This window comes from Paenibacillus farraposensis (assembly GCF_020736845.1).
Lineage (GTDB): Bacteria > Bacillota > Bacilli > Paenibacillales > Paenibacillaceae > Paenibacillus > Paenibacillus farraposensis.
This window is the reverse complement of the sequence record NZ_JAFFQR010000043.1, coordinates 58,279-80,689: the sequence shown is the minus strand read 5'-3', so window position 1 is coordinate 80,689 and position 22,411 is coordinate 58,279. Positions and strand designations below refer to the sequence as shown.

Annotated in this window: 22 protein-coding genes; 3 read left to right on the top strand and 19 right to left on the bottom strand. The window is 47.0% G+C overall.

What is annotated here, in order from left to right; all coding sequences use genetic code 11:
• Positions 1 to 98: 98 nt before the first annotated feature.
• The 8 genes from JO375_RS07805 to JO375_RS07770 all read right to left on the bottom strand — a co-directional run bounded on the left by JO375_RS07805 (position 99) and on the right by JO375_RS07770 (position 9,153).
• Positions 99 to 1,460 carry an FAD-dependent oxidoreductase gene (locus JO375_RS07805; RefSeq protein ID WP_229523926.1) on the bottom strand — a complete coding sequence of 454 codons (1,362 nt, stop codon included), beginning with the start codon at positions 1,458 to 1,460 and terminating at the stop codon, positions 99 to 101.
• A 383-nt stretch (positions 1,461 to 1,843) separates the two neighbouring features.
• Entirely contained in the window at positions 1,844 to 2,320 is a 477-nt protein-coding gene (locus JO375_RS07800) for a glutathione peroxidase (RefSeq protein ID WP_229523925.1), read from the bottom strand.
• Positions 2,321 to 2,457: 137 nt separating this feature from the next.
• Positions 2,458 to 3,351, bottom strand: a complete 894-nt coding sequence (locus tag JO375_RS07795) for an ABC transporter ATP-binding protein (RefSeq protein WP_229523924.1) — start codon at positions 3,349 to 3,351, stop codon at positions 2,458 to 2,460.
• 444 nt (positions 3,352 to 3,795) lie between these two features.
• Positions 3,796 to 4,815 (bottom strand): LLM class flavin-dependent oxidoreductase, encoded by a 1,020-nt coding sequence (locus tag JO375_RS07790; protein ID WP_229523923.1) that lies wholly within the window; start codon positions 4,813 to 4,815, stop codon positions 3,796 to 3,798.
• A 112-nt stretch (positions 4,816 to 4,927) separates the two neighbouring features.
• Positions 4,928 to 6,091, bottom strand: coding sequence for an AI-2E family transporter (locus JO375_RS07785; RefSeq protein WP_229523922.1), 1,164 nt, complete (start codon positions 6,089 to 6,091; stop codon positions 4,928 to 4,930).
• Between the two features lie 153 nt (positions 6,092 to 6,244).
• Positions 6,245 to 6,391 (bottom strand): hypothetical protein, encoded by a 147-nt coding sequence (locus JO375_RS07780; RefSeq protein WP_229523921.1) that lies wholly within the window; start codon positions 6,389 to 6,391, stop codon positions 6,245 to 6,247.
• Between the two features lie 143 nt (positions 6,392 to 6,534).
• Entirely contained in the window at positions 6,535 to 7,443 is a 909-nt protein-coding gene (locus JO375_RS07775; protein ID WP_229524073.1) for a cation diffusion facilitator family transporter, read from the bottom strand.
• A 207-nt stretch (positions 7,444 to 7,650) separates the two neighbouring features.
• Positions 7,651 to 9,153 (bottom strand): DEAD/DEAH box helicase, encoded by a 1,503-nt coding sequence (locus JO375_RS07770; RefSeq protein WP_229523920.1) that lies wholly within the window; start codon positions 9,151 to 9,153, stop codon positions 7,651 to 7,653.
• A gap of 445 nt (positions 9,154 to 9,598) precedes the next feature.
• On the opposite strand from JO375_RS07770, the gene JO375_RS07765 reads away from it, so the two are divergent.
• The 3 genes from JO375_RS07765 to JO375_RS07755 all read left to right on the top strand — a co-directional run bounded on the left by JO375_RS07765 (position 9,599) and on the right by JO375_RS07755 (position 11,105).
• Positions 9,599 to 10,243 (top strand): immunity 50 family protein, encoded by a 645-nt coding sequence (locus JO375_RS07765; RefSeq protein WP_229523919.1) that lies wholly within the window; start codon positions 9,599 to 9,601, stop codon positions 10,241 to 10,243.
• Positions 10,244 to 10,253: 10 nt separating this feature from the next.
• Positions 10,254 to 10,466, top strand: coding sequence for a hypothetical protein (locus tag JO375_RS07760; protein ID WP_229523918.1), 213 nt, complete (start codon positions 10,254 to 10,256; stop codon positions 10,464 to 10,466).
• Between the two features lie 78 nt (positions 10,467 to 10,544).
• Entirely contained in the window at positions 10,545 to 11,105 is a 561-nt protein-coding gene (locus JO375_RS07755) for a hypothetical protein (protein WP_229523917.1), read from the top strand.
• A 128-nt stretch (positions 11,106 to 11,233) separates the two neighbouring features.
• Here JO375_RS07755 and brnQ read toward each other — a convergent pair whose 3' ends face one another.
• From brnQ to JO375_RS07700, 11 genes are all read right to left on the bottom strand, one after another.
• Positions 11,234 to 12,586 (bottom strand): branched-chain amino acid transport system II carrier protein, encoded by a 1,353-nt coding sequence (brnQ, locus tag JO375_RS07750; RefSeq protein ID WP_229523916.1) that lies wholly within the window; start codon positions 12,584 to 12,586, stop codon positions 11,234 to 11,236.
• Between the two features lie 552 nt (positions 12,587 to 13,138).
• A complete protein-coding gene (locus JO375_RS07745; protein ID WP_229523915.1) occupies positions 13,139 to 13,753 on the bottom strand; it encodes a TetR/AcrR family transcriptional regulator in 615 nt (204 codons plus the stop codon).
• The gene (locus tag JO375_RS07740) at positions 13,725 to 15,269 is read right to left on the bottom strand and encodes a phytoene desaturase family protein (protein WP_229523914.1); all 1,545 of its coding nucleotides are present in this window, start codon (positions 15,267 to 15,269) and stop codon (positions 13,725 to 13,727) included. Before JO375_RS07740 ends, JO375_RS07745 begins: the two co-directional genes overlap by 29 nt.
• 771 nt (positions 15,270 to 16,040) lie before the next feature.
• Positions 16,041 to 16,919: a cysteine ABC transporter substrate-binding protein gene (locus JO375_RS07735; RefSeq protein ID WP_229523913.1), complete on the bottom strand. Its 879-nt coding sequence runs from the start codon at positions 16,917 to 16,919 to the stop codon at positions 16,041 to 16,043.
• An 81-nt stretch (positions 16,920 to 17,000) separates the two neighbouring features.
• Complete coding sequence (locus JO375_RS07730) at positions 17,001 to 17,756, bottom strand: amino acid ABC transporter ATP-binding protein (protein ID WP_229523912.1); 756 nt, start codon at positions 17,754 to 17,756, stop codon at positions 17,001 to 17,003.
• Positions 17,757 to 17,774: 18 nt separating this feature from the next.
• Positions 17,775 to 18,452, bottom strand: coding sequence for an amino acid ABC transporter permease (locus JO375_RS07725; RefSeq protein WP_229523911.1), 678 nt, complete (start codon positions 18,450 to 18,452; stop codon positions 17,775 to 17,777).
• Positions 18,433 to 19,098 (bottom strand): amino acid ABC transporter permease, encoded by a 666-nt coding sequence (locus JO375_RS07720; protein WP_229523910.1) that lies wholly within the window; start codon positions 19,096 to 19,098, stop codon positions 18,433 to 18,435. Before JO375_RS07720 ends, JO375_RS07725 begins: the two co-directional genes overlap by 20 nt.
• Positions 19,099 to 19,311: 213 nt before the next feature.
• Positions 19,312 to 19,464 carry a hypothetical protein gene (locus JO375_RS07715; RefSeq protein WP_229523909.1) on the bottom strand — a complete coding sequence of 51 codons (153 nt, stop codon included), beginning with the start codon at positions 19,462 to 19,464 and terminating at the stop codon, positions 19,312 to 19,314.
• Positions 19,465 to 19,487: 23 nt separating this feature from the next.
• Positions 19,488 to 21,158 carry an ABC1 kinase family protein gene (locus JO375_RS07710; protein WP_229523908.1) on the bottom strand — a complete coding sequence of 557 codons (1,671 nt, stop codon included), beginning with the start codon at positions 21,156 to 21,158 and terminating at the stop codon, positions 19,488 to 19,490.
• A 1-nt stretch (position 21,159) separates the two neighbouring features.
• Positions 21,160 to 21,519, bottom strand: coding sequence for a phasin family protein (locus tag JO375_RS07705; RefSeq protein WP_229523907.1), 360 nt, complete (start codon positions 21,517 to 21,519; stop codon positions 21,160 to 21,162).
• A gap of 102 nt (positions 21,520 to 21,621) precedes the next feature.
• A complete protein-coding gene (locus tag JO375_RS07700; RefSeq protein WP_229523906.1) occupies positions 21,622 to 22,260 on the bottom strand; it encodes a ThuA domain-containing protein in 639 nt (212 codons plus the stop codon).
• Between the last annotated feature and the right edge of the window lie 151 nt (positions 22,261 to 22,411).

Here is a 22,411-nt window from a genome sequence, read left to right as displayed (position 1 = left end):
CCCCCTAATCCTTATGCTCTCTATATTGTACTATAAGGATTCGCTCATACGTCTCAGATTGTTGACAAACTTATGAACAATGTCACAGACAAACCGAATTATACAGTAACCAATTTTCGTTCAGATGGTGAAGGCAATGCTTGCAGCCCTGCTGCATTCAGGAAATTCCAGGGCTTGTTATAATGCGGCTGGAAGAAGAAATCAACAAAGGCCAACTGGTCAATGGTCATATGATTTTGAATGGCTACAGAGAGCGTATTAATAGATTGTGTCAAATCTACCTTCGACATAATTTGTGCGCCAACAATTCTTCTAGTCTCCCGTTCATATACAACTTTCAGCAGCACCTTTTCAGAGGTTGGCATGAATTCCGGGCGATAGCTGTCTTCTATAGTTACGACCTCTACATTCATACCTTCATCTGCTGCGGCTGCTTCGGTCAAGCCTGTTCCCGCAATATTATCTTCATAAATTTTAATGCCTGAAGTTCCTTGTGTTCCCATGTAGGCAATGGTCGGCTGCACCAGATTGCGTGCTACCAGCGTACCCATGCGGACCGCGTTTGTCGCCAGCGGGATATAAGCCGTTTTGCCTGTCGGGTTATAGTGGATTGCACAGCTGTCACCTGCTGCAAACACGTCCGGGCAACTGCTTTGCATATAATTGTCTACGATGATCGCACCATTTGGCAGCATATCCACCTGACCCTTAAGCAAATCGGTTTGAGGACGGAAGCCGATGCAGAGAATTACCAGCTCTGTTTCATATTCCCCTTTGGTGGTTACGACTTTACTCACCTTGCCATTTGTCCCCTCAAAACGGCTCACCGTTTCCCCCAGCGCCAGCCTGATGCCATGATCTCTTAGAGAATTTTCAATCCGGTCGGTAAACTCATGATCCAAATATTTATTCAATATACGATCAGCACTGTCGATCAGGGTTACATTTTTACCGTTCATTTGGAAAGCTTCGACCAGTTCGACACCAATGTATCCGGCTCCGACAACAGTGATGTTCTGTACATGCTTGGCTTTTTCAATAATTTCGTTCGAATGATTATAGTTTTTACAGAGCAAAATAGGATCAAGCTCAATGCCTTCCAGCTTCGGAATAATAGGCCAGGAGCCTGTTGTTACAATCAGTTTATCAAATGTGTCGGTAAATTCTTCACCGGTTTGGAGATTGCGTGCACGCAGCGTTTTGCCTGCTGTATCCACACTCGTTACCTCATGAAGCATTTTGGTCACTACTCCCATATCAGCCAGCTGCTGCGGGGATGAGTAGAACAATCCGTGCGGGTCCTTGACAACACCACCTACGTACAGTGCAATACCACAAGATAAAAATGAAATATTATCATTACGCTCATAAACGGTAATTTCCGCATCTGGATAACATTTTGCCGTGTTGACGATCGCTGCTGTGCCTGCGTGTGTACATCCGATAACTGCTACTTTCATGTGAAGTTCCTCCTTGGTGTGTGGGCATAATGAATAATAATTGTGAATTGTTTCACTTGGGTTGGTTGTTGTTTGTGATTTTTTTCACTTTATACACTTATTATAGTGTGATATTTTTCACATTACAATCTTTTTCTATGGTATTCACAATTCGTCCACAATTTAAAAACAAGGATATATAGAGAGCCTGTCATTAGATGAAGCACCTCTCTGCTCGATGTAGTTTGCCCTATATGACCCTGATTATACCCCTTCAAACCAGGCTTTCAAAGGAAGCTTGACCATAAGCGAGCGGAATATGAAAAGAGCAAAAAGGTCCGTTTTTCGGAGAAAAACCCCAAAAAACGGACCTTTAAACCTATATTATGGAGCTGGCAAAGCCACTATAACCACTCTTCAATGGCTGTCTTCATGGCTTCCGGTGATTCCCTAGGCTCAAATCGAGCCACAGGCACGCCCTGACGGTTCACGATGAATTTTGTGAAATTCCATTGGATCGCACCCTCTTCCTGTTCTCCGGGCTGCTGCTTTTTCAAATATTCAAACAGAGGCGCTGTATCCGGTCCATTGACATCCACTTTGGCGAATACGGGAAAATCAACTCCGTAATTCAGTTGGCAAAACTCAGCCGCTTGCTCGCTGCTGCCTGGCTCCTGACCGCCAAATTGATTACAAGGAAAGCCTAATACGACCAATCCCCGATCTTTATACTCATCATAAAGCTTTTGCAAGTCCCCGTATTGCGGGGTAAGTCCACATTTGCTGGCGGTATTCGCAATAACCAGCACCTTGCCATTGTAGGTGTCCAGAGGGACCTCCTGATTGGCTGGTGTTACGGCATGATATGAATAGACAGACATACAGCTTCCTCCTTCGTACCGTGTAGTTTAGGATTCATAACCTATTTTACCCAAAACGATACGGTCATGCCAGCATCCCTATAGGACTTGCTGTGAAGCCAAACGCTTGCTGCGCTTGGCTTCATTCCGCGCCCCCTTTAGCCTCTTGCCGCAACTTGTAATCTGGCTTCACGCCGCTCCGCAGCAGAATCGGCCGATAACTTGCCTTCTATATTCAATGCCTTCACAGTATGGTTTACTGTAGGCTGTTCTGCCAGCGCATACGGAAGACAGAGCGGCACACCTGTACGTGGATCGGTGACAATATCTGCTTCAATCCCAAACACCTCACGCAGCACATCGGTGGTCATCACTTCGGTTGGAGCTCCTACTGCCTTGGCCTTCCCTTTCTTGATCGCAATCATATGCTGAGCGTACCGGGCCGCATGATTCAAATCGTGAACAACCATAACAATCGTGCGTTCTGCCGAAGTATTCAAATACTCGAGCAAATGCAGCACTTCCAACTGATGGGCCATGTCTAAAAATGTAGTCGGCTCATCCAGAAACAGAATATCGGTATCCTGCGCAAGCGCCATTGCAATCCATGCACGCTGACGCTGACCGCCGGAAAGCTGATCAATCGGGCGGTCGTGGAACTCGCTCATTCCTGTTACCTGGATCGCCCACTCTACCATTTTGCGGTCATCAGCTTTCATGGAGCCAAAACCTTTTTGATAAGGAAAACGTCCATAGGATACCAGTTCCGTCACAGTCAATCCTTCCGGTGCAGTCGGATTTTGCGGCAAAATAGCCAACTGCTTGGCTACTTCCCGGGTGGATTGCTTATGAATGGATTTACCGTCAAGCAGAACACTACCGCCTTTAGGATTCATGATGCGAGCCATCGTCTTCAAAATAGTGGACTTGCCGGAGCCGTTTGCGCCCACCAATGCGGTAATTTTCCCTTGCGGTATTTCAACATTCAGATCTTCTACAATCAACCGATCCTCATAAGCAATATCCAGACTTGACGTTTTCAGACGAAACATTTGGAATCATCCCTTCCCTTATCCAATATATAGTCACGGGCTTAACGCACGATATTCATCAAAAATTCATCCTATTTTATATAATAAAGATATTGATAATCATTATCAAGTCTTAAATGGCACGTTCCCTTTGGCATACGATTTATATCATCAGATATGTCCTTAAAAATACAATTTTAGGGTTACATCTTTTAGCCATAGCTCAATTTACGCACAGTTTAACCTAAATACACATATCCTTTCCCCAATATGCTTACGTTTAAAGCCCGACCCATGAAAAATTTTTTTATACGGTCTGACGGATTTCAGTACCGTTCCTTAGTTGTTCTTTTTGAAAATTCTCATCATAAATCAGGAGCCGTGCTGAGATCGCAGCGGCTCATCTTTTATTCTGTCTTCCTCTGTATAGTATCAAGTGTTCTATCTAGTTTCCGGCCAACCGCATCAAGACTGTGGAGCAGACAGTCCAAATGCTTTAGCCATAAGACGTATCGATTTCATTTTGGCGCCAAAGTCGTGAATGATGCTCGCAACCATGACCTCCTGTGTATTATAGCCCTTGCATAATTGCTCAATCTGACGCTTTACTTGCTCAGGAGAACCAACGACCATCCGCTTACGATTCTCGCGGATACGCATCCGGTCATACGGCGTGTAAGGGTAGGCCAGTGCCTTTTCTACAGAAGGTGTCCCGGCGGAACGCATTCCCTGCTCTAGCAGCACCAGCGACAAATCCATGCTGGAAGCCAAGCGATTCGCCTCTTCTTCGGTATCTGCACAAATCGCAAATACGGCGACCAGTGAACGCGGCTGGTCACTATGCTGAGAAGGCTGAAAGCTCTTCTGGTACCCCTTCATGGCTCCAGTACCGCCTTCACCATTAATAAATTGCGCAAATGCAAAGCCCACGCCACGCTCGGCGGCCAGACTTGCACTATCACCGCTGGAGCCAAGCAGCCACATTTCAGGCACTGTCTCTACGAGCGGCATTGCTTGCAGCGAGCCGAAGCGATGCTCACTGCCTGTGCTGTCATGCAAATAGGCTAGCAGGTCATCCAGCTGCTCAGGGTACAGATCAACACCTCCCCGCATTTTGCCTTCCTGCAGGGCTTTGGTAGCAACCGGCATGCCTCCCGGCGCCCGCCCCAGACCCATATCAATGCGTCCCGGATACAAGCCTTCCAGTACACGGAAGTTTTCCGCTACTTTATATGCGCTGTAATGCGGCAGCATTACACCACCCGAACCCACTCGAATGGTAGAGGTACGGGCGGCCAGATGTGCAATCAGCACCTCCGGGCTGGAGCCGGCAAGATTAGAGGCAAAATGATGCTCAGATACCCAAAAGCGATGATAACCCAAGCGTTCCGCCTCAATAGCAAGCGCAGCCGTCTGTTGTAATGCTTGCGCATGTGTCATGCCTTCTGATACCGGAGATTGGTCAAGAATGCTGAGTTTTATCATAAAAGTCTGACCTTCCTGTTTTGGAATATGGGGTAGGCATAATTATAGCATGCAAAGCCACAGTTCCCCAAGAGCGAGCAAAACAGATTGTATAGCAGGAAATTCGAAGTGCTTATTTTTCGTGCAGACTTGCCTTTGCTTGATCTAATTCATAAAGATGTGAGCGTCTCTGAAAGAAGCTAAACAGATGTGTAACGATTACTTTCAAGACCGCATAGCCCGGAACCGCCAGAATGATTCCTACCACGCCAAACAAATTGCCCGCCGTCAAAATAACAAAGATGATTGTGATCGGATGCACCCGAAGCGATTTGCCCATAATTTGCGGGGAAATCAGCTTGCCTTCAATAAGCTGAACGATCGTCCATACGATAACCATCTTAAGCAGCATAACCGGAGAAGTGACTATAGCTACGATTAATGCAGGTGTAATGGCAATCACAGGCCCCAAGTAAGGAACAATACTCGTAAAGGACGCAATGACTGCAAGCGTCAAAGAGTAGTCCAGCCCAATAATTAAATAACCAATATACAGCAAAGCTCCAATACAGAAGCTGACAATAATCTGTCCGCGAATGTACGAGCTGACCTGATGGTTCATTTCGGTCATAATCCGATCTGTCTCTCTACGAAACATAGGCGGGAGCATCTTCAGGATTGTCTGTGGCAGCTTGCGTCCATCTTTTAGCAAATAGAACAAAATAAATGGAACCGTAGCAATCGCAAGCACGGTTTCCGTGACTACTCCTACAAAGCTCCCCACACCTGTCCAGGCATTATTAATAAAGGCAGATAACTTTTCAGAAGCTTTGGAGGCCAGTTCAGACGGGTTTATCTGAACCGTGTTCAGGAACTGGTTCACAAAGTCACTGCCTATTAATTTCTCAAACTGCACCTGCACTTGCTGGCTGTATACAGGCACATTCTCGATAAGGCCCTGTATTTGATCACGGATCACGGGGATTACCGATGTAATCACAACAGCAATAATTCCTATGATGAGCAAAAACAACACGATAATGGAGTAAACCCGTTTTACCTTATTGCGTTCCAATATATCAATCAGTGGATTGAACAAGTAGTACAGCACACCTGACAAAATAACAGGGAGAATAATCGTTTTGAGCAGCACGATAACGGGAGTAAATATATATGAAATTTTGGTGAGCACCAGGATATTCAAGCCGATAAGCAGCAGTACCAGCAGGAATAACACAAACTTGTTGTTCAAAAAGAACTTCTTGAATCGGTCTTTCCATGCCGGAGTTGTTTCCACATGACATTCTCCTTCTCTTTAGGTAAATAGTTGTTCTTTTCTTAATAGCTAAGATATAGCTTTGCAACAAAATATACAAGCTTATACCCGAATAACGCACAAAAGCAAACAAAGCTGTACGCCATACGTACGAACTTCATTTGCTTTGCATGGTTATGGAGTATCATTTATCGTGCTAACCGAATCTGTAGCCGCAGTTGCAGGCTTGTTTTCTTGTTCAAAAAGATTTTGGATGAATCGCTTGAGCTTGCTTTCGTCCACACTAAGCACCTGCGCTCCCCTGACCGTTTCCCCACGCACCAGCTCAATTGGCGGGATTTACTGTTTGGCTATCGTTTTTGCGTCGAAATGCCAAGCCATTTTAAAAATTTTCACATATTTTTTCTCATGGTCTGGCGGAATGTCCGAAAAGCTTATTTTTTGAATCTTTCTATGTCCATTGATCAGCGGGGGTGGTCATCCGGATACCATGGATTCAAATGGACAAGCACCTCGTACACCCTCGGTTCCTGTTTCATGACAGCCCTTTTGATCAGCCGAATAATATCGTGTCCCTGCTGAATCGTCAAGGAAGCATCCACTGAAGCACGGATATCCACGATAATATAATGGCCGTGCTCGCGGGCACGAATACGGTCAATACGCTGAACCTCGGCTACACCAAGTGCGGCCGCAGTGTAGCTTTCGATTTTCTCAGGTGCAATGGCCTTCTCCATAAGTACATCTATGGACTCACGCCCCATTTCCCATGCCAGTTTCAAAACCAGCAATGCTACCACAAAGCCTGCAATCGGGTCGCCGTAGGATAAAATCGAAATACCCCAGTGCTCCCCGATCAGCCCCAAACCGATTCCCAGCACAGCAGCCCCGGAAGCATATACATCTGCCAGGTGATCCTTGGCCGTCGCAATAAGCCCCTGACTGTTCGCCGCTCTCCCGATACGAATGGTGTAAATATACAGCCATTGCTTCCAGAGCAGGGAGATGACCGCCGCCACCAGTGCCAATATATGCTCCTGCGGTGTCGGCTTGAACAGTGCCGCAATAGAATGAAAGCCGATGAATATGCCAGCTCCGAACAAAATAACTGCCACCACGCTCGCACCAATTACCTCAGCCTTGCCGTGACCATATGGATGATCCTCATCCGGCGGCTGACTGGATATACGCATCGCTCCCAGTGCGGTAGCAGAAGCAATCACATCCCCGGCGTTATGAACACCATCAGCCACTAGCACCTTACTGTTGAACAAAAGTCCTGCAATAATTTTAATGCCGGTTAATAGGATGTTGCTAATCAGGCTGATCCATGCTGAGACCATGGCACGCTTGCCCATATCCTGCTCCTGCATCATGTATAACCCCTCCATCATTTTCTTTGACAAGATGCTCCACACGCCAAACGATAATTTTCAATGCAGCTCTGCTGCTTGCTCTATCTTATGATGCACACCCTTCAGCGGCATGAAAAAGATCATAATAGCCCCGGAAGATGAGCCTCTCCGGGGCTATTATGATAACCATAGTTGAGCATTCTAGGAGAACTGCTCCTGTTTGATCTATCTGGACCGCCCACGACGGCCGCCTTGTCCTTGGCTGCCACGCGGGCTGCTTTTGGCTTGTCCGCCGCGCCCTCCCTGGCCACTGCGTCCAGAGCCGCCACCGCTGCGGTCGTAACCACCACGGCCGCTGCTGCTTTGCCCTGCCGAGCGCCCCTGGCCTCGGCGGGCGGTACCGCCGCTGCTGCGGTCATATCCACCGCGCTCGCTGTTGCCGCGGCCGGAGCGACGCTCGCCGCCTGCACCGTCACGACGGCCCGCCTGCTCGCGGCCATGGCCGCGGCGCCCGCCGCCGGAATCGCCGCCACCAAAGGAACGGCGGTCGTTTCTGCCCGAGCGGCGTTCTCCACTTTGCCGCTCCGTCATATCGGGAGCAGGTCTGCGCTGCTCCCCAACCTCACGGCTGGTGAATGTGACACCAGCGACTTTCTGGATGTTCCGCAGTTCCTGAACATCCCTGGGCGTAGCGAGCGTCACCGCCACACCTTTTCCACCGGCACGACCGGTTCGGCCGATACGGTGGATATAGCTTTCGGCATCCTGCGGCATGTCGTAGTTAAAGACATGGGTGACGCCTTCTACATCCAGGCCGCGGGCGGCCACGTCGGTCGCTACAAGCAATTGCAGCTTCGCCTCACGGAATGCCTTCATCACCTGCTCACGTTTGTTCTGGGACAAATCTCCGTGCAGCTCGCCGCTTTCGAAGCCCATCTCCTGCAGCTCTTCGTTCAGCTTGGCCGCCCGGCGCTTTGTACGGCAGAAAATAACGGCCAAATACGGACGATCTGTATTCAGTATTTCCACCAATGCCCGTTGTTTCCCACGATCTGTTGTTTGCACAATGACCTGGCGGATTTGGCTTACTGGAACGGAAGAAGCGGATTGTACTTTGACATCTGCCGGTTCGTTCATATAGACACGAGCCAGCTTGCGAATACCGGCTGGCATCGTGGCGGAGAACAGCATCGTTTGTCTCCGGTAGGGAACCTCCTGGAGAATTGTCTCAACATCGTTCAAAAAGCCCATATGCAGCATCTGATCAGCTTCATCCAGTACCAGCATTTTGACACCGCCCAAATCCAGCGTGCCACGTCTCAGATGATCCAGCAGCCGTCCGGGTGTACCGATAATCAGCTGCGCGCCGCCTTTCAGTTTACGAAGCTGACGCTCTACATCCTGTCCTCCATATACAGCCAGCAATGACAGATTCGGCTCTATAGCAGCCAATCGTTTCGCTTCCGCTGTAATCTGAAGCGCCAGTTCACGCGTAGGTGCAATCACGAGTGCCTGCGGGTAACGCTTGTCCAAATCCAGTTTCTGCAAAATCGGCAGTAAAAACGCAAGCGTTTTACCTGTTCCCGTATGCGCCTCGGCAATCACATCCTGATCCTTCATTAACAGCGGAATGGATTCCTGCTGTACCGGGGTGGGCACTGCAATCCCTTGCTCTTTCAAGACGTCTACCCAATGCTGCTCTACGCCTAATGCTGCGAAATTTTTCAAGTGGTATTCACTTCCCTTATCTTATTCAATATGTGTCACATAAAATAGGTTCATATGCCATATGACATCTATCGTTCCATAGTTCAGAATTCCCATTTTTGTATCAGTTCCCATTCTACCCTTTTCAGGAGGGGAGCTTATCCGTTATCGTTGAATCTGTTCCTGTAACTAACATACGGTCGCAAGGTGGCTCAGCCCGTTCCATTTATGACTTTCCTAGTATACGCGAAGTTGAACAGGTTTCCAAACGATTTTAATGAACATTGTAAAAGATGAATTCCATCTCCATGTCATATATTATGGTAAGAGAGTGGGTAATCCATGACCTATGCGCCAATCTTCCAATAATTGCGGTTGGCTCGTTTCAATACGTCAGGACGTTTTATGAAAACATCGACCGGGCAAGCGTTGGTTACACCAATACACCCTCAGGAGGTTGCAGCATATGCGTATTCAAGTTCAAAGCGTTGAAAAAACAAATAACGATTATCTGATTCAATATCAAGCCGGAGGAGCACTGCCGTTCGTTCCCCATGATATTGTTCTGATTCATAGCAAACAGTATTTTATTGGCACGATTTTGAAGGTGGAATCGGAACAGGCCCTTCTACGTATCAATCCACAATATGAAAACCAACTGGCAGGCTCCATCAGGCTGGAGCTGGCTTTCTCTCCAACGGTTTCTATTCAAGGAGCGGACAGGATTGTAGAAAAACTGGGCTACTTCCCTCCCTTTCATTATGACCGAATTACGGCTGCCAATATGACGAAAGACCAGATTACACTGACGATTGAGCTATCCCCCGCTACCGTGCTAGTACCCAAATCTCCGGATCTGGAACCTTCTTCCGAGGCACCTGTCACCCCGGAAATTCCATCCAAGGATGCTCCCCGTTACACAGTAACTTTTACATTTCTGGAAACCAAAGAGCATGTATTGACTCCGGTAGAAGCAGAAAATATCATTTTACAGCTTGATTTCCGCTATGAAGAAGCAGATATGGTCGTCGATATTGATGCATTATCAGGACTATCAGGCAGCTTTCTGTGCAGAGGCATTCGTACGGAGATTACGGAACTCGATAAATAAACAGAAGCAAATGATCTACACCTACAACCCTGAAGCCAAACTCGACAAGGCATACGTTCGTTCGATCATCACCGCAGGGATGACTCGCACCACCAGTAGATCGAGCAGTGCAGTGAGGGATGACTATATCAATATCAGCAAGCTGTTCAAGGACAAGCTGGGAGTCACGGTAGAGGTAAATGTCGATGAGGACAACAAAATTGTCACCTTATCCATGACATGATCTCACAGACTTACGTTTTATGAAGCAGTTCGATAGGCTAAGAGAGTTCTAAAAAAGGCAGAGAGGAAGGGCTTAATGATGCCAGAAATACATAATTCTAAATGGGGGCCCGCTTACTTGGAAGGATGGGTGGTACCTGAAAACCCGGAGGCATGGATCGAGCAGGAATGGACAGGCAAGCTGTGTTCACAGGCCGGCCATACGAAGTTTCACATTTTTTATTATGGAGAGCTGATGGATGATCTGATCGCCGTGACTGAATTTGCACCCCAGCTCGTGATTGCGGAGAATGCAGCTACCGGCGAACGGATCGTGATTTTTGATGGAACCCGGCATGGTTACGATGCATTGTTATGTGAAACATATACAGAGGAACAGCAGAACAATCGCACTCCCTTACTGCCTTATCTGGACGAAGATGGTGAGGATACCTTCGAGGTAAGCGTGACCGCTTTTTATAATGTTGATTGGGATGACGAGTTTTCAGACGATGTGGATGAGAATGGACAACTGGAGCTGATCAGCGGCGAACGATGCGATTTTGAAGAGGCGAAGCGAAACGGCTTTGATGCGATCAGCATTACGATTACCAGTGCTAAAGGTTTAAAAACAGAGATCATTCAGGAAGAACTGGCCTGACGAAAAAAAGCTACGGCTACCAATTCTACAGTAGCCGCAGCTTTTTTATTCGGATTTGACATACAGGGCAGTTCAAAAGAAATCTCAATCTCTACACTCTTTCTCCCTTACTTCATAATAGATGATAATCATTTATTCAATTGGGCTTTATAGGTATCAGGACTATTTTTCTTCCTTAGCATAATAAAAATGTAGCCTCCTATTCCCCCTAAAATAGACGGAATTAACCACCCTAACCCAACATCATATAACGGAAGAAATTTGGCAAAAATACTATTAATTACTTTAATTTTTATTCCGGCAGCATTCAAGCCATCAAATAGACTAATGATAAAGGTTAATATCAAACTACCTTGATATACTTCTGACTTTCCTTTAAATACGGGATGTAAAAACGTTAAAAATATTAGAGAAATAGCAATAGGATATATTGCAATTAATACTGGCGTTGAAACCTTAATGAGCTGTGTTAAACCTATGTTGGCTACAAGAGTACTAAATACAGATAACATGACAGCTATTTTTTTATAAGAGATATTTGGAAACAATCCATGGAAAAAGGAAGAGCAGGAAGTAATAAGCCCCACACTTGTCGTTAAACACGCTACTGTGATCATAAAACCCAATAAAATAGAACCATAAGATCCAAAATAGTAGAATGAGACCTTAGCTAACACCTCAGCCCCATTTCCTAAAATACCCAATTTTTCAACACTAGAAGCTCCCATATAGGAAAGAGACGTGTAGATAAAAGCTAAGAGTATAACTGCAATAGTTATCGCCTTGGCACAAATGGTCATCAACTCTTTTTTTGTAGTAACTCCTCTTTCCTTAATTGCATTCACAATAATAATTCCAAAAATAAAGGCTCCAAGAGCATCCAATGTTAAATAACCCTCTTGGAAGCCTTTGAAAAAAACATGCGATGTATAACCCTCAGCAGGTTCCTGAAATTTTCCAATTGGGTGAATAAGAGCTACAACCACAAGTATTCCAATGAATGTCAATTTAATGGGCGTTAAAAACTTTCCAATTACATCAATAATTCTTGTGGGGTTAAGTGATAACAAACATGCAACTGTAAAAAAAAGGACGGTAAATACAAAAAGTGCCACAGGTTCTGCATCGTTTGAAAAAAAAGGTTTTACTCCAACTTCAAATGACACGCTGCCAGTTCTGGGGATGGCAAAAAAAGGGCCTATGGCTAGATAAAGGATCGTTGTAAAAACAATACCGAATATGGGGTGTACACGACTCGCCAAAGATTGCAAATTGCTTTTGCCCGAAAAAACAAAGGCTGTGACGGCTAGTAACGGTAAGCCAACCCCGGTAACCAAGAAACCCGCATTGGCTATCCATACATTCTTTCCGGCCATTTGACCAAGCATAGGTGGAAAGATTAGATTCCCTGCACCAAAAAATAAGGCAAATAGCATTGATCCTATAATGATAATAAAGGACGAAGAAACACTTTTCGACATAATAAATCCTCCAACCATGAAATCACATGGTTTTATTTTTATTTGTTTTTAAATCCTACTCATTATATTTCTTCTCTCTTTAATATTCAATATATTACATAACTGCGGGCCATGTAAAAATCCCCCATCTTCGTCCTCTCCTTTTGCACAACCTATTCACCTTTCTACCCTTCAGCGCATAGAAAAAGCCATTTTCAAGTGTTAAAATAGGAGTAAGATGTAAATTCTAAAAAAGAGTGAAGATGCGTCAACATCCTCACTCTTTGGCAGCAGCCGCTTTTAAGGGCGGTGGCTGCAAGTTCACGGTATATGAAATAGACCGGTTCCTACCACGGGGCGGTCTATTTCTTGGGTGTCTGAAGTAAGCTTCACCAAAAAATTGCAGCCGAGGCGCTGGATGTCATGGTGAAAAAGGATGGCCCCTTCCCTAAAAGCGGATACCTTGACGACAATCTCTAACTTGCTACAAGCTTCTTCGTAGCGTGTCATGCTCAAAAAGGATAAGCGCCACATTGAAGCCGTGCTTGAACAGCTCTCCGATTTGGAATTGGATTAGCTTTGTAGCCCCCGGAAGAAGGTATCTATAGTGAATGAAATCAATTCATCCTTCGAACTTGTCATAGGAAGCTCAAAATTCAAAAGCAGGGAAGTCAATCCATGCAGCATGCTCCATACAGAGCTGGCGATCAGACTTTCATTCCCCTGAATGATGCCGCCTTCTTCCATAGCAGCCAGGAGTCCAGCTTCAAGCAGCTCAAAGCCTTTAAAGCGTCCGCTGTCAATAAGACTGACCAAGCTTACAGATTCCAGGTTGCTGATAAACAGGATGCTGTAATATTCCGGATTGGCCATTCCAAAACGGACATAAGCATCAGACACCGTTTTCAGCTTATCCAAGGCATTCAATCCCGCTGCCTCTGCTTCCTCCTGGCTCTGCTGAAGTGCCTGCAGAAACAAGGCATTTCCTTCTAGCAGCAGTTCACGGACAACAGCTTCCTTATTGGCAAAATAATGATAAATAGTCGTTGGTGAATATTCGATTTGATCCGCAATCTTGCGCATAGAGACTTCGGCATACCCTTGGTTCAGGAACAGCGACCGGGCGGCCTCGATGATTTTTCGGCGGATCTCATTGCTTTCACGTTCTCGGCGTTTGATATGTTTCATGAGTAAATGTATTGGCCCTTTCTGCCTGTCCCAATTTGGCGGCGATACGATCAGCTTCCATTATACCCGAGTTCATAGCCCCTAGAAACCCGCCCCCGGGCTGTGTCCAGGCCCCTACCAATGACAGACGATCTACAACGGATTTATGTTTCAGTCTCTTCAGACCGGACTGCCGCACCGTTTGCGCAAAGCCGTATACAGCCCCGTTCGGATTAGCCGTATAACGCTGCATTGTCCGCGGTGTGCCCAGCTCGGCCACCACTACTTTGCTGCCAAAATCAGGATACAGCTGTTCAAGACGCTCCAGTATCTGCCGTGTTACGGCTTCCTTTTTGGCTTTATATTCAGAGCGTGTCGCAGGCCAGTTCTCCAACCGGTCCAAAAACGTAACTGCGATCACGCCTTTCCCCGGCTCATTAAGCGTGGGGTCCATGGCGTTATAATTGGTAAGCATCCAGTTGCCTTTGGTATACTGGCCGCTCATCATGAATTCATAATCGCTCTCCGAATCCGATACATCATACAAAATCAGGTCTTCTTCGAAAATACCAAGCTCATGAGGCTCGCATGATAACCCGAGATACAGCTGGGTAAGAGACGTCCCGGTTTCCAGCCTGCTAACGACCTCCAGCTCACGCCGGGCAGCACTATGGTTCTCCAGCAGACGGCCATAGGTGTGATGAGGACTAATCCCAGACACAATCCAATCGGCTTTATATACATCCCCTTTTTTCAGACGGACACCGGCTGCTTTACCGCCTTCGAGCACAATTTCAGATACCTGGCTGCGCAGGTGCACTTCTCCATCAGCTGATTGAATCGCGGCGACCAGTGCATTGGATAACGCCTGCGCGCCCCCCTGAATGTAATACGTTCCCTCCAGGTGATAGCCGATCCAGGGAATAAAAAAGTATAAAGCCGCCAGCCGCTTCGGAGGCAGTCCGTAATAGGGCCAGAGTGCGGTGAAAAACTCCGTGAATGAGTCAGACAGCCCAAACTGACTTACAACTTCCCATGTGGTCATCTGCGTCCAGCGGAAGAAGGTGCCTGCTTTGAGCAAACCGGCTGCCTTGCGCCAGGAATTGGAGGAAGAGGAGGTGATAGCAGTGAAACCTGCCTTAAAACGGCGAATACCTGCAAACAGGTTGTCGATGCCTGCCTGCTCAGCAGGGAACATGCCTTTGAGGAGTTGCACATATTCCTGCACATCGGACGGGACATCAATAACCTGCCCTTTCCAGCGAACAGAATAAGGATGCTTTTTGCGGAGCGGTACGATTCGCTGGTCTACGTTACAGCTCTTGAGCAGCTGTCCGAAGCTGCCTCCTTCCAGTCCGCCGACACCATGCAGGGATACATCAAAGGTATACCCCTTTCTTGTAAATTCAGTTGCATAGCCGCCAGCCAGCGAATGACTTTCGAAAACAGCAGTCCGGTAACCGAGCGCAGACAATCGTGCTGCACAGGACAAGCCACCCAATCCAGCGCCGATGACAATAACATCATATTTATCCATAATTTCATCCCCTTTTGTTAACATCGTTATTTTAGTTAACGGTGTTAAGTTAAGAGAATTATATATCACAACATTCCTTTTGGGAAGTCCTGTTGCAAAATTTTGTGTTCCTGCTTACGATCTTTTATCCACCCTCCAGGTCTGCCGCTGCAGCCGATGTTCCGAATCACAGGCTACCCTGTCTACATCCAGCTTTCAGATTCAATCTGTACTTAAAGATGTGTACACTGACAGAAACGTGCATCACGCAAAACGGGGATAAAATAAAGCGCCAGAACGGTTCGAAACCCGCCTGGCGCTTTTTTATAGCATCCAAAAAAAGACACTTGCCTTCCTGTGTTCACCATCAGGAGAGCAAGTGCAAAAACAAAACGAGGAGACTAAAAATTTGATAATGGTATTGCATTTGCAGTTAACTTGGAGCTTTAAACCTGTTCATTTAGGCTCATATTGGGAGTCTGTGCCTAAAGGCTTAAATGATCATGATTCTCATTATTATTAAAGATTATATAGTTAAATCTGCTAGGATGCAAGAGCTTTTGAGGAAATATGTACCTTTATTCCGAACTAAATCAGAGTCTATATCTCTTCCCATATGTGTTCCATAACAATTTATCTGTAAGAAAACTGTATACCCAAAACAAAAAGACCCAATTTTCGGACAGTCTGGGTCTTTTTGTTTTAAAGGAATTCATAATGCAAATATATACTATTCGGGAGCACCCGAGTGTTGCCCTAAGACATTGGATGATACTCTTGCCGACTCTTGCATCATTTGTCCACTTTGCCGCCCTCTACGACCAACTGATCCGTAAAGCCTTCTCCGTATACGGAGGTCAGTGTATTCTTGTAGGCTTGATGGACGAAATTCTCCTTGCCCAGTGTAGCCAGCTCATTGTTAATCCAGTCCAACAGCTCTTTGTTCCCCTTCGCTACTGCAGGTGCAATCGTATCTTGACCACCAAAGGCCGGGATGCTTACTGTAAAGCCGGGATTAGCCTTTGCCCAAGCGATCAGCTCTGTATTATCGTTGGCAATGGCAGCGCCGCGTTTGTCTTTGAGGGCTGAGAAGATTTCTGTGTATTGATCGAATTTGAGCAGCTTGATGTCGGGATAATGTTTCGTAAAATAGGTTTCAGCCGTCGTCCCCTTGGCGACAATCAGCTTTTGATCCGAATTTCTCAATTGATCAATCGTGGTGATTGGAGCGCTGTCAGGTGACACAATACCAAAGGATAATTTCATATAAGGGTTGGCAAAATCGACCTTTTCTTTACGCTCATCTGTCACCGTAAAGTTAGCCATGATGATATCTACTTTGTTGGATTCCAAATAAGCGACCCGGCTGGCAGCATCGACCAGTACAAATTCTACCTTCGACTCGTCACCCAGCAGATCTTTGGCAAACCGCTTCGCAATATACACATCAAAGCCTTGATTCTTCCCTTCCGAATCCACGTAGCCAAAAGGCGGTTTATCCGCGAATACACCGATTCGAATCTTGCCATTCTTTTTAATATCCTCAATCGAGGCAAATTTAGCCAGACCAGAACTGCCGTTGGCATTGCCACCTCCTGTACAACCCGTTAAACCCACCAGCAGCAAGCTCAAAGCCAGTAATAACGTCGTAAGTCTCATACCTTTTCTCATCTGTATTTATCCCCTTGTTTTATCAATATTTTGTATAATCTATAATTCGATGTCTTTCAGCATAGGATTTATGCAATATGCTCATGTCGTTTCGTACTGAAATATATCCAGAAAGTGCTGAGCACGCTCAGTTTGCGGTTGGGTAAAAAATTGCTGTGGCGTAGTCATTTCGCATATTTGCCCTTGATCCATAAAAACGATACGATCTCCTACAGACTTGGCAAATCCCATTTCATGCGTCACGATAATCATGGTCATGCCCTGTTGTGCCAGCTCTCGCATAACATCCAGGACTTCTCTGACCATTTCGGGGTCCAAAGATGCGGTGACCTCGTCAAAGAGCATAATTTCAGGATTCATACACAGGGCGCGCACAATCGCAATCCGCTGCTTTTGCCCGCCTGATAATTGTCTCGGATATGCATCTTTGCGATCCAGCAGACCTACTCGCTCCAATAGCTGCTTCGCTTGCTCAAGTACCTCCTGTTTGTTTCTCCGCTGAACTTTGAGCGGACCGAGCAATATATTTTCCAAGACCGTCATATGCGGAAACAGCTCATAGTTCTGAAACACCATGCCGATATGTTGCCGAACCTCACGCCAATCCACTTTGTTATCGGTCAGGTCCTGACCTCTATAACGGATTCTGCCGCCCTGAACTGGCTCCAGACCGTTAAGACATCGGAGAAGTGTGCTTTTTCCACAACCCGAAGGACCGAGAATAACTACGACCTCCCCTTTCGTTACGTCCAGATCAATCTGCTGCAGCACTTTTCGGTCCCCGAAGCTTTTGTGCAGCCCTTGGATTTCCAGTAAAACTTCCACAGCCTCTCCCATGACACCCACTCCATTCTGCTAATTTTGCCATCTGCGTTCGAATCTTTTGGAAAGTCTGGATAACGGATAGCATACGAGAAAGTACAATATGAAAATAAAGCCGTACACCCAAAAGGATGCCGAAGGTGCTTTGATTACACCAAGCTCAATAATTTGCTGCCCAACCTTGACCACTTCTACTACGCCAATCAGCACCACTAACGACGTTGTTTTAATCATCCGTGTCGCCAGATTAATAGAACCCGGAAGCATTCGGCGCACCGCCTGAGGAATAAGGACATGACGATATAACTGTCCATAAGTAAGTCCCAGTGCCTGCCCGGATTCGAGCTGATACTTGGGCAGTGATTCCAGCGCACCGCGAACGATGTCGCCAATTTCCGCCGCCCCCCATAGGCTGAATACGATAATGGCTGTCAATTCCCCGCTGATATTCACATCCAGCAAAGGAGTGAATCCGAAATACACCACATACAACCACACCAGAATCGGGATAATGCGAAATGTTTCCAAGTAGAATCTCAGTACAAACCGGATCGGCCTTGATTTCAAGGTGCGCAGCAGCCCCATGAAGATGCCTAATATCGTTCCGATCATAATTGAAATTAACGCTATCTCCAGCGTAACAAGCAATCCCCCTAATAGACGCTCTAAGTTGGAACCTTCAAAAAGTACATTAATCCCCGAACTCAGCATATCGCACCTTCCTTTCTACCCAGGTCAGCAGCATGGACAAAGGTAAAAGCAGAACGAGATACGCCAATACGAGCAAAATCAGTGATTCTGCCGTTTTGTAGTACATGCCGATCAGGTCTTTTGCCACATTCATCAGATCTAATAAAGCAATAGCGCCGACAATGGAAGTCTCCTTGAGCAGGAAAATCGCGTTCGCTCCCAAGGACGGAATGCTGATGGCAAATGCCTGTGGCAAAATAACATATCTCGCCAGTTGTATCTTGGACAGCCCGAGACTCAGTCCGGATTCCGTCTGCGTCTTGCTCACTGCTTCAATTCCGCCACGGAACGCCTCAGCCATATAACCCCCGCCCAAAAAGGTCATACCCACAATGGCGCACGTCATTTCGCTCATATGCAGGCCTATTTTCGTAAACCCATAATACAGAAAATATAACTGTACAAGCAGAGGTGTATTTCGGGAAAGCTCAATATAGGCAACAATGGTGGCGCTCATTCCCCTCACCTTGTAATACAGCACTATACTGCACAGCAAACCGACAACTAGGGAAAACAGGATGGCAAAAAAGGCGATCTTTAACGTCAGCCACATGGCTTCCCCATATAACGGTAAGCTCTCTACAATAAATTCCCAGTCTAAATTCATATGTACATACCTTTCGATTTTCAATTATTCCGATGTATTTGGTGAGCTTAGTAACAATGATTGTATTACCACTCAATTTATACGTCAATACTCTGGTGGAAATTTGCCATATTTATAATTTAGACATGAAATTTTCATATATTTCAGAAAAAATAAAAAAGCCTGAATGGATACATTCCATTCCAGGCTTTGATGTATGCTATATGGCATCCGTCAGTACGGCAGCAAAATCCACAACGTGTGCCATGACCACTCAATTTGCGGCAAATTCGTTCCCCTGCCATAGCAAGTAGTCAGACGGTGCCACGGCACATCTTCGATTTGGAGATGATAAACGGAGATGGAATGGTTCTTGTCCGTATTCATGGCTCATCCTTTCTAGCAGGTATCTAGAATCTCCCCGATTTAAAAATAGAGTACAGCAAAAAGGCAACCATCAAGAGCGCAACGACAAAACCGACTTCAATGGCAGGCACATTCCACAGCATCGTCGCTTGATGGTTCAGCGATGAACCGATAATCAGCCCGACCATAATAATGCTGAAGGCTAACAGCACGATGCTGAATGACAGGCGGTTGCTGATCTGATCCAGCTTGCGCAGAAGCTGTTCCAGCTCCGGCACGGTGATTTCCAGCTTGAGCTTGCCCTTACTGATAATCGAGGACAAATGCCTCGCCTGTCTCGGCAGCTCGATAAGCGTCTCCACCAGCTCGGTCGCACCGCCCAGCAGCTTGTCCCGGATACGCCGACTGCTGAAGCGTTCCTTCAGCAGCTTGTTGCCGAAGGGCTCCGCCAACGCGATGATACTCAGGTCGGGGTCGAGCAGTTCTACGACTCCCTCCAGTGTCAGCAGCGCCTTGCCAAGCAGCAGGACATCTGATGGCAGGCCGATTCGATGACGCTGCGCCGCACCGAACAGATCGTTCAAAGCATCGCCAATACTGACCTGTGAGAACGGAACGTCCGAATATTCCTCGCGTATCTTGTCCAGATCAGTACGCAGCGCATTCAAGTCGGTATCCGGTTTAACCAGGCCCAGCCGTTCGATGGCCCGCACCATGGCATCGGTATTTTTACGCATCAGCGCAATAATGAGGGAGGCGAGATGATCCTTCATCCCTTCATTTAATCGTCCGGTCATGCCAAAGTCGAGATAAGCGAGACTGCCATTTTTCAGGACAAGCAAATTCCCGGGATGAGGATCGGCATGAAAAAAGCCTTCTATAAAAATCTGATGCAGCATGCTGTTGACCAACCGCTGCGCCAGCTCCTTCAGGTTGTATCCATGGTGTAATAGCACTTCGCGATTCCCCACATGTATTCCGTCCAGAAACTCCATCGTCAGTATACGGGAGGAAGTATGATCCCAATATATTTTTGGAATATAAATATGCGGGTCCTGCTCAAATTGGAGCGCAATCTTTTCTGTATTACGGGCTTCATGGTTGTAGTCCAGTTCCTGAATGAGCGATTTTCCCAGCTCCTCCACCATTTCGCGGAGCTGATAGCGCTTAACCCATTCCCAACGCTTGGCTGCCATTGCAGTCAATTCCCGCAAAATGTCCAGATCCCGCCGGATGATGCGGTTAACGCCGGGCCGCTGGATTTTAATGGCGACCATTTCCCCGCTGTGCAGCTTGCCCAGATGCACCTGTCCGATAGAAGCGGCAGCCAGCGGGACATCGTCAAAACGAGTCAGTATGCTCTCTAATGACGTGTCCAGCTCCTGCTCCAGAATGCCGCGCGCCATTTCAGGTGAAAAAGACGACACCTGATCCTGAAGCTTGATCAGTTCACGGATAATGGGCTCCGGCAGCAGGTCAGCACGCGTGCTTGCCAGCTGTCCAAGCTTAATGAACGCAGGTCCCAGATCCTCCAATACCAGCCGAATCCGCTCACCCAGCGTTTTGGACTCAGGCGTTTCTCTCGCCAGCCACTTTCGAGGCAATGATAGCAGTTGGAACAGGCCCATTTCCTCCACCATATAGCCAAAGCCATGACGCGCCAGCGCCATGGCAATTTCCCGGTAACGACCGGCGTGTTTCATGCGAACCGCCATTTTAATCGAGCCGGTTCGCTTCTTCGGCGTCGCTCGAACCCGTAAGCGCCGCCTTTTCTTTTTCCAGCTCTGCTACCTGTTTTTCCAACAATGCCACACGCTGCTCCAAACTTGCGACATCATTCTTGGCAGGTACCTCCAGATCCTGCAAAATGCGGCTAATCTGCTCGCGGATCATCGTTTTGAATTGGCTCTGTTCCTCTGCGCCCCGTTCGATTAAACGATCGATCAGCGCTTTGGATTCCGAAGGCGCAAGTTCTCCCCGGTTGACAAGATCCTCGACGGCTTTCTCCACCTTTTCTTTACTGACAATAGTGAGGCCCCATCCCAATGAGATGGCTTTTTTGAACAAATCGCTCATGATATATCCTCCCCTACCTATGTTTACCCATAGTATAACCTGAAAAGGGGAACCGCATAAAGTTTGCAGTCCCCCTTTTCCTATGAATGGTACCTGTTATGTTCAGCCCGGAAATCGTCCGGCCCACTTGGCAGCCTGAAGCAGCAGTTTGCGGTAGCCCTCATGCTGAAAGCTTGGCTGATTATGTCCAGGCATCAAGTAGACGACCCGACCCAGGCCATAGGACGATGACCATGCCGCCGGCCACCGCTGGCCCTCATGCTCGTATTCCATTAACAATGTTTTTTCAGTAAATGGATCAAAATCAAAACGATAGGGCTCCTCTTGCATCTCGAACGGCTCGATTCCTTCCATAATCGGATGGTCCGGCTCCGTTACCTTGAAGGAAAGGGGTGCCGCAGCCGGATGCCGCAGGAAACGTGCCCCCATCAGCTGTGCTATTTCATACCGCCCTTGCAATGTGATCCCGTTATGCAGCACCAGCAACCCGCCTCCGCCGCTGACGTAGGACAGCAATCCTGCCGTTTGTTGAGGGGACAAAACCTCTCTGCGACTATCACAGTACGAAATACACAGATCGAATGAGGCCAGATTTTCCTTGAGCAGCATTTTACGATTTTCACTACACTGTACCGCCATCCAATTCTGTAAAATATGGCTAATCTCTTCGTCCACCCCTTGCAGCGGGTGAAACTCCGGATACGAATAGTCCCCTAACAGCAATGCTTTTCTTCTATCCATGTTATTCCTCCTTGCCTGACTTGTATATAAGGACTTTAACAGCGTTGCCCGTGTCACATAACAGCGCCATCATTGTCCGGGGCTACAGCAATTATTAATAATTCTACAGGCAGCCCTTGAAATCCTTTAGCAGAGGATTATAGCATATTTG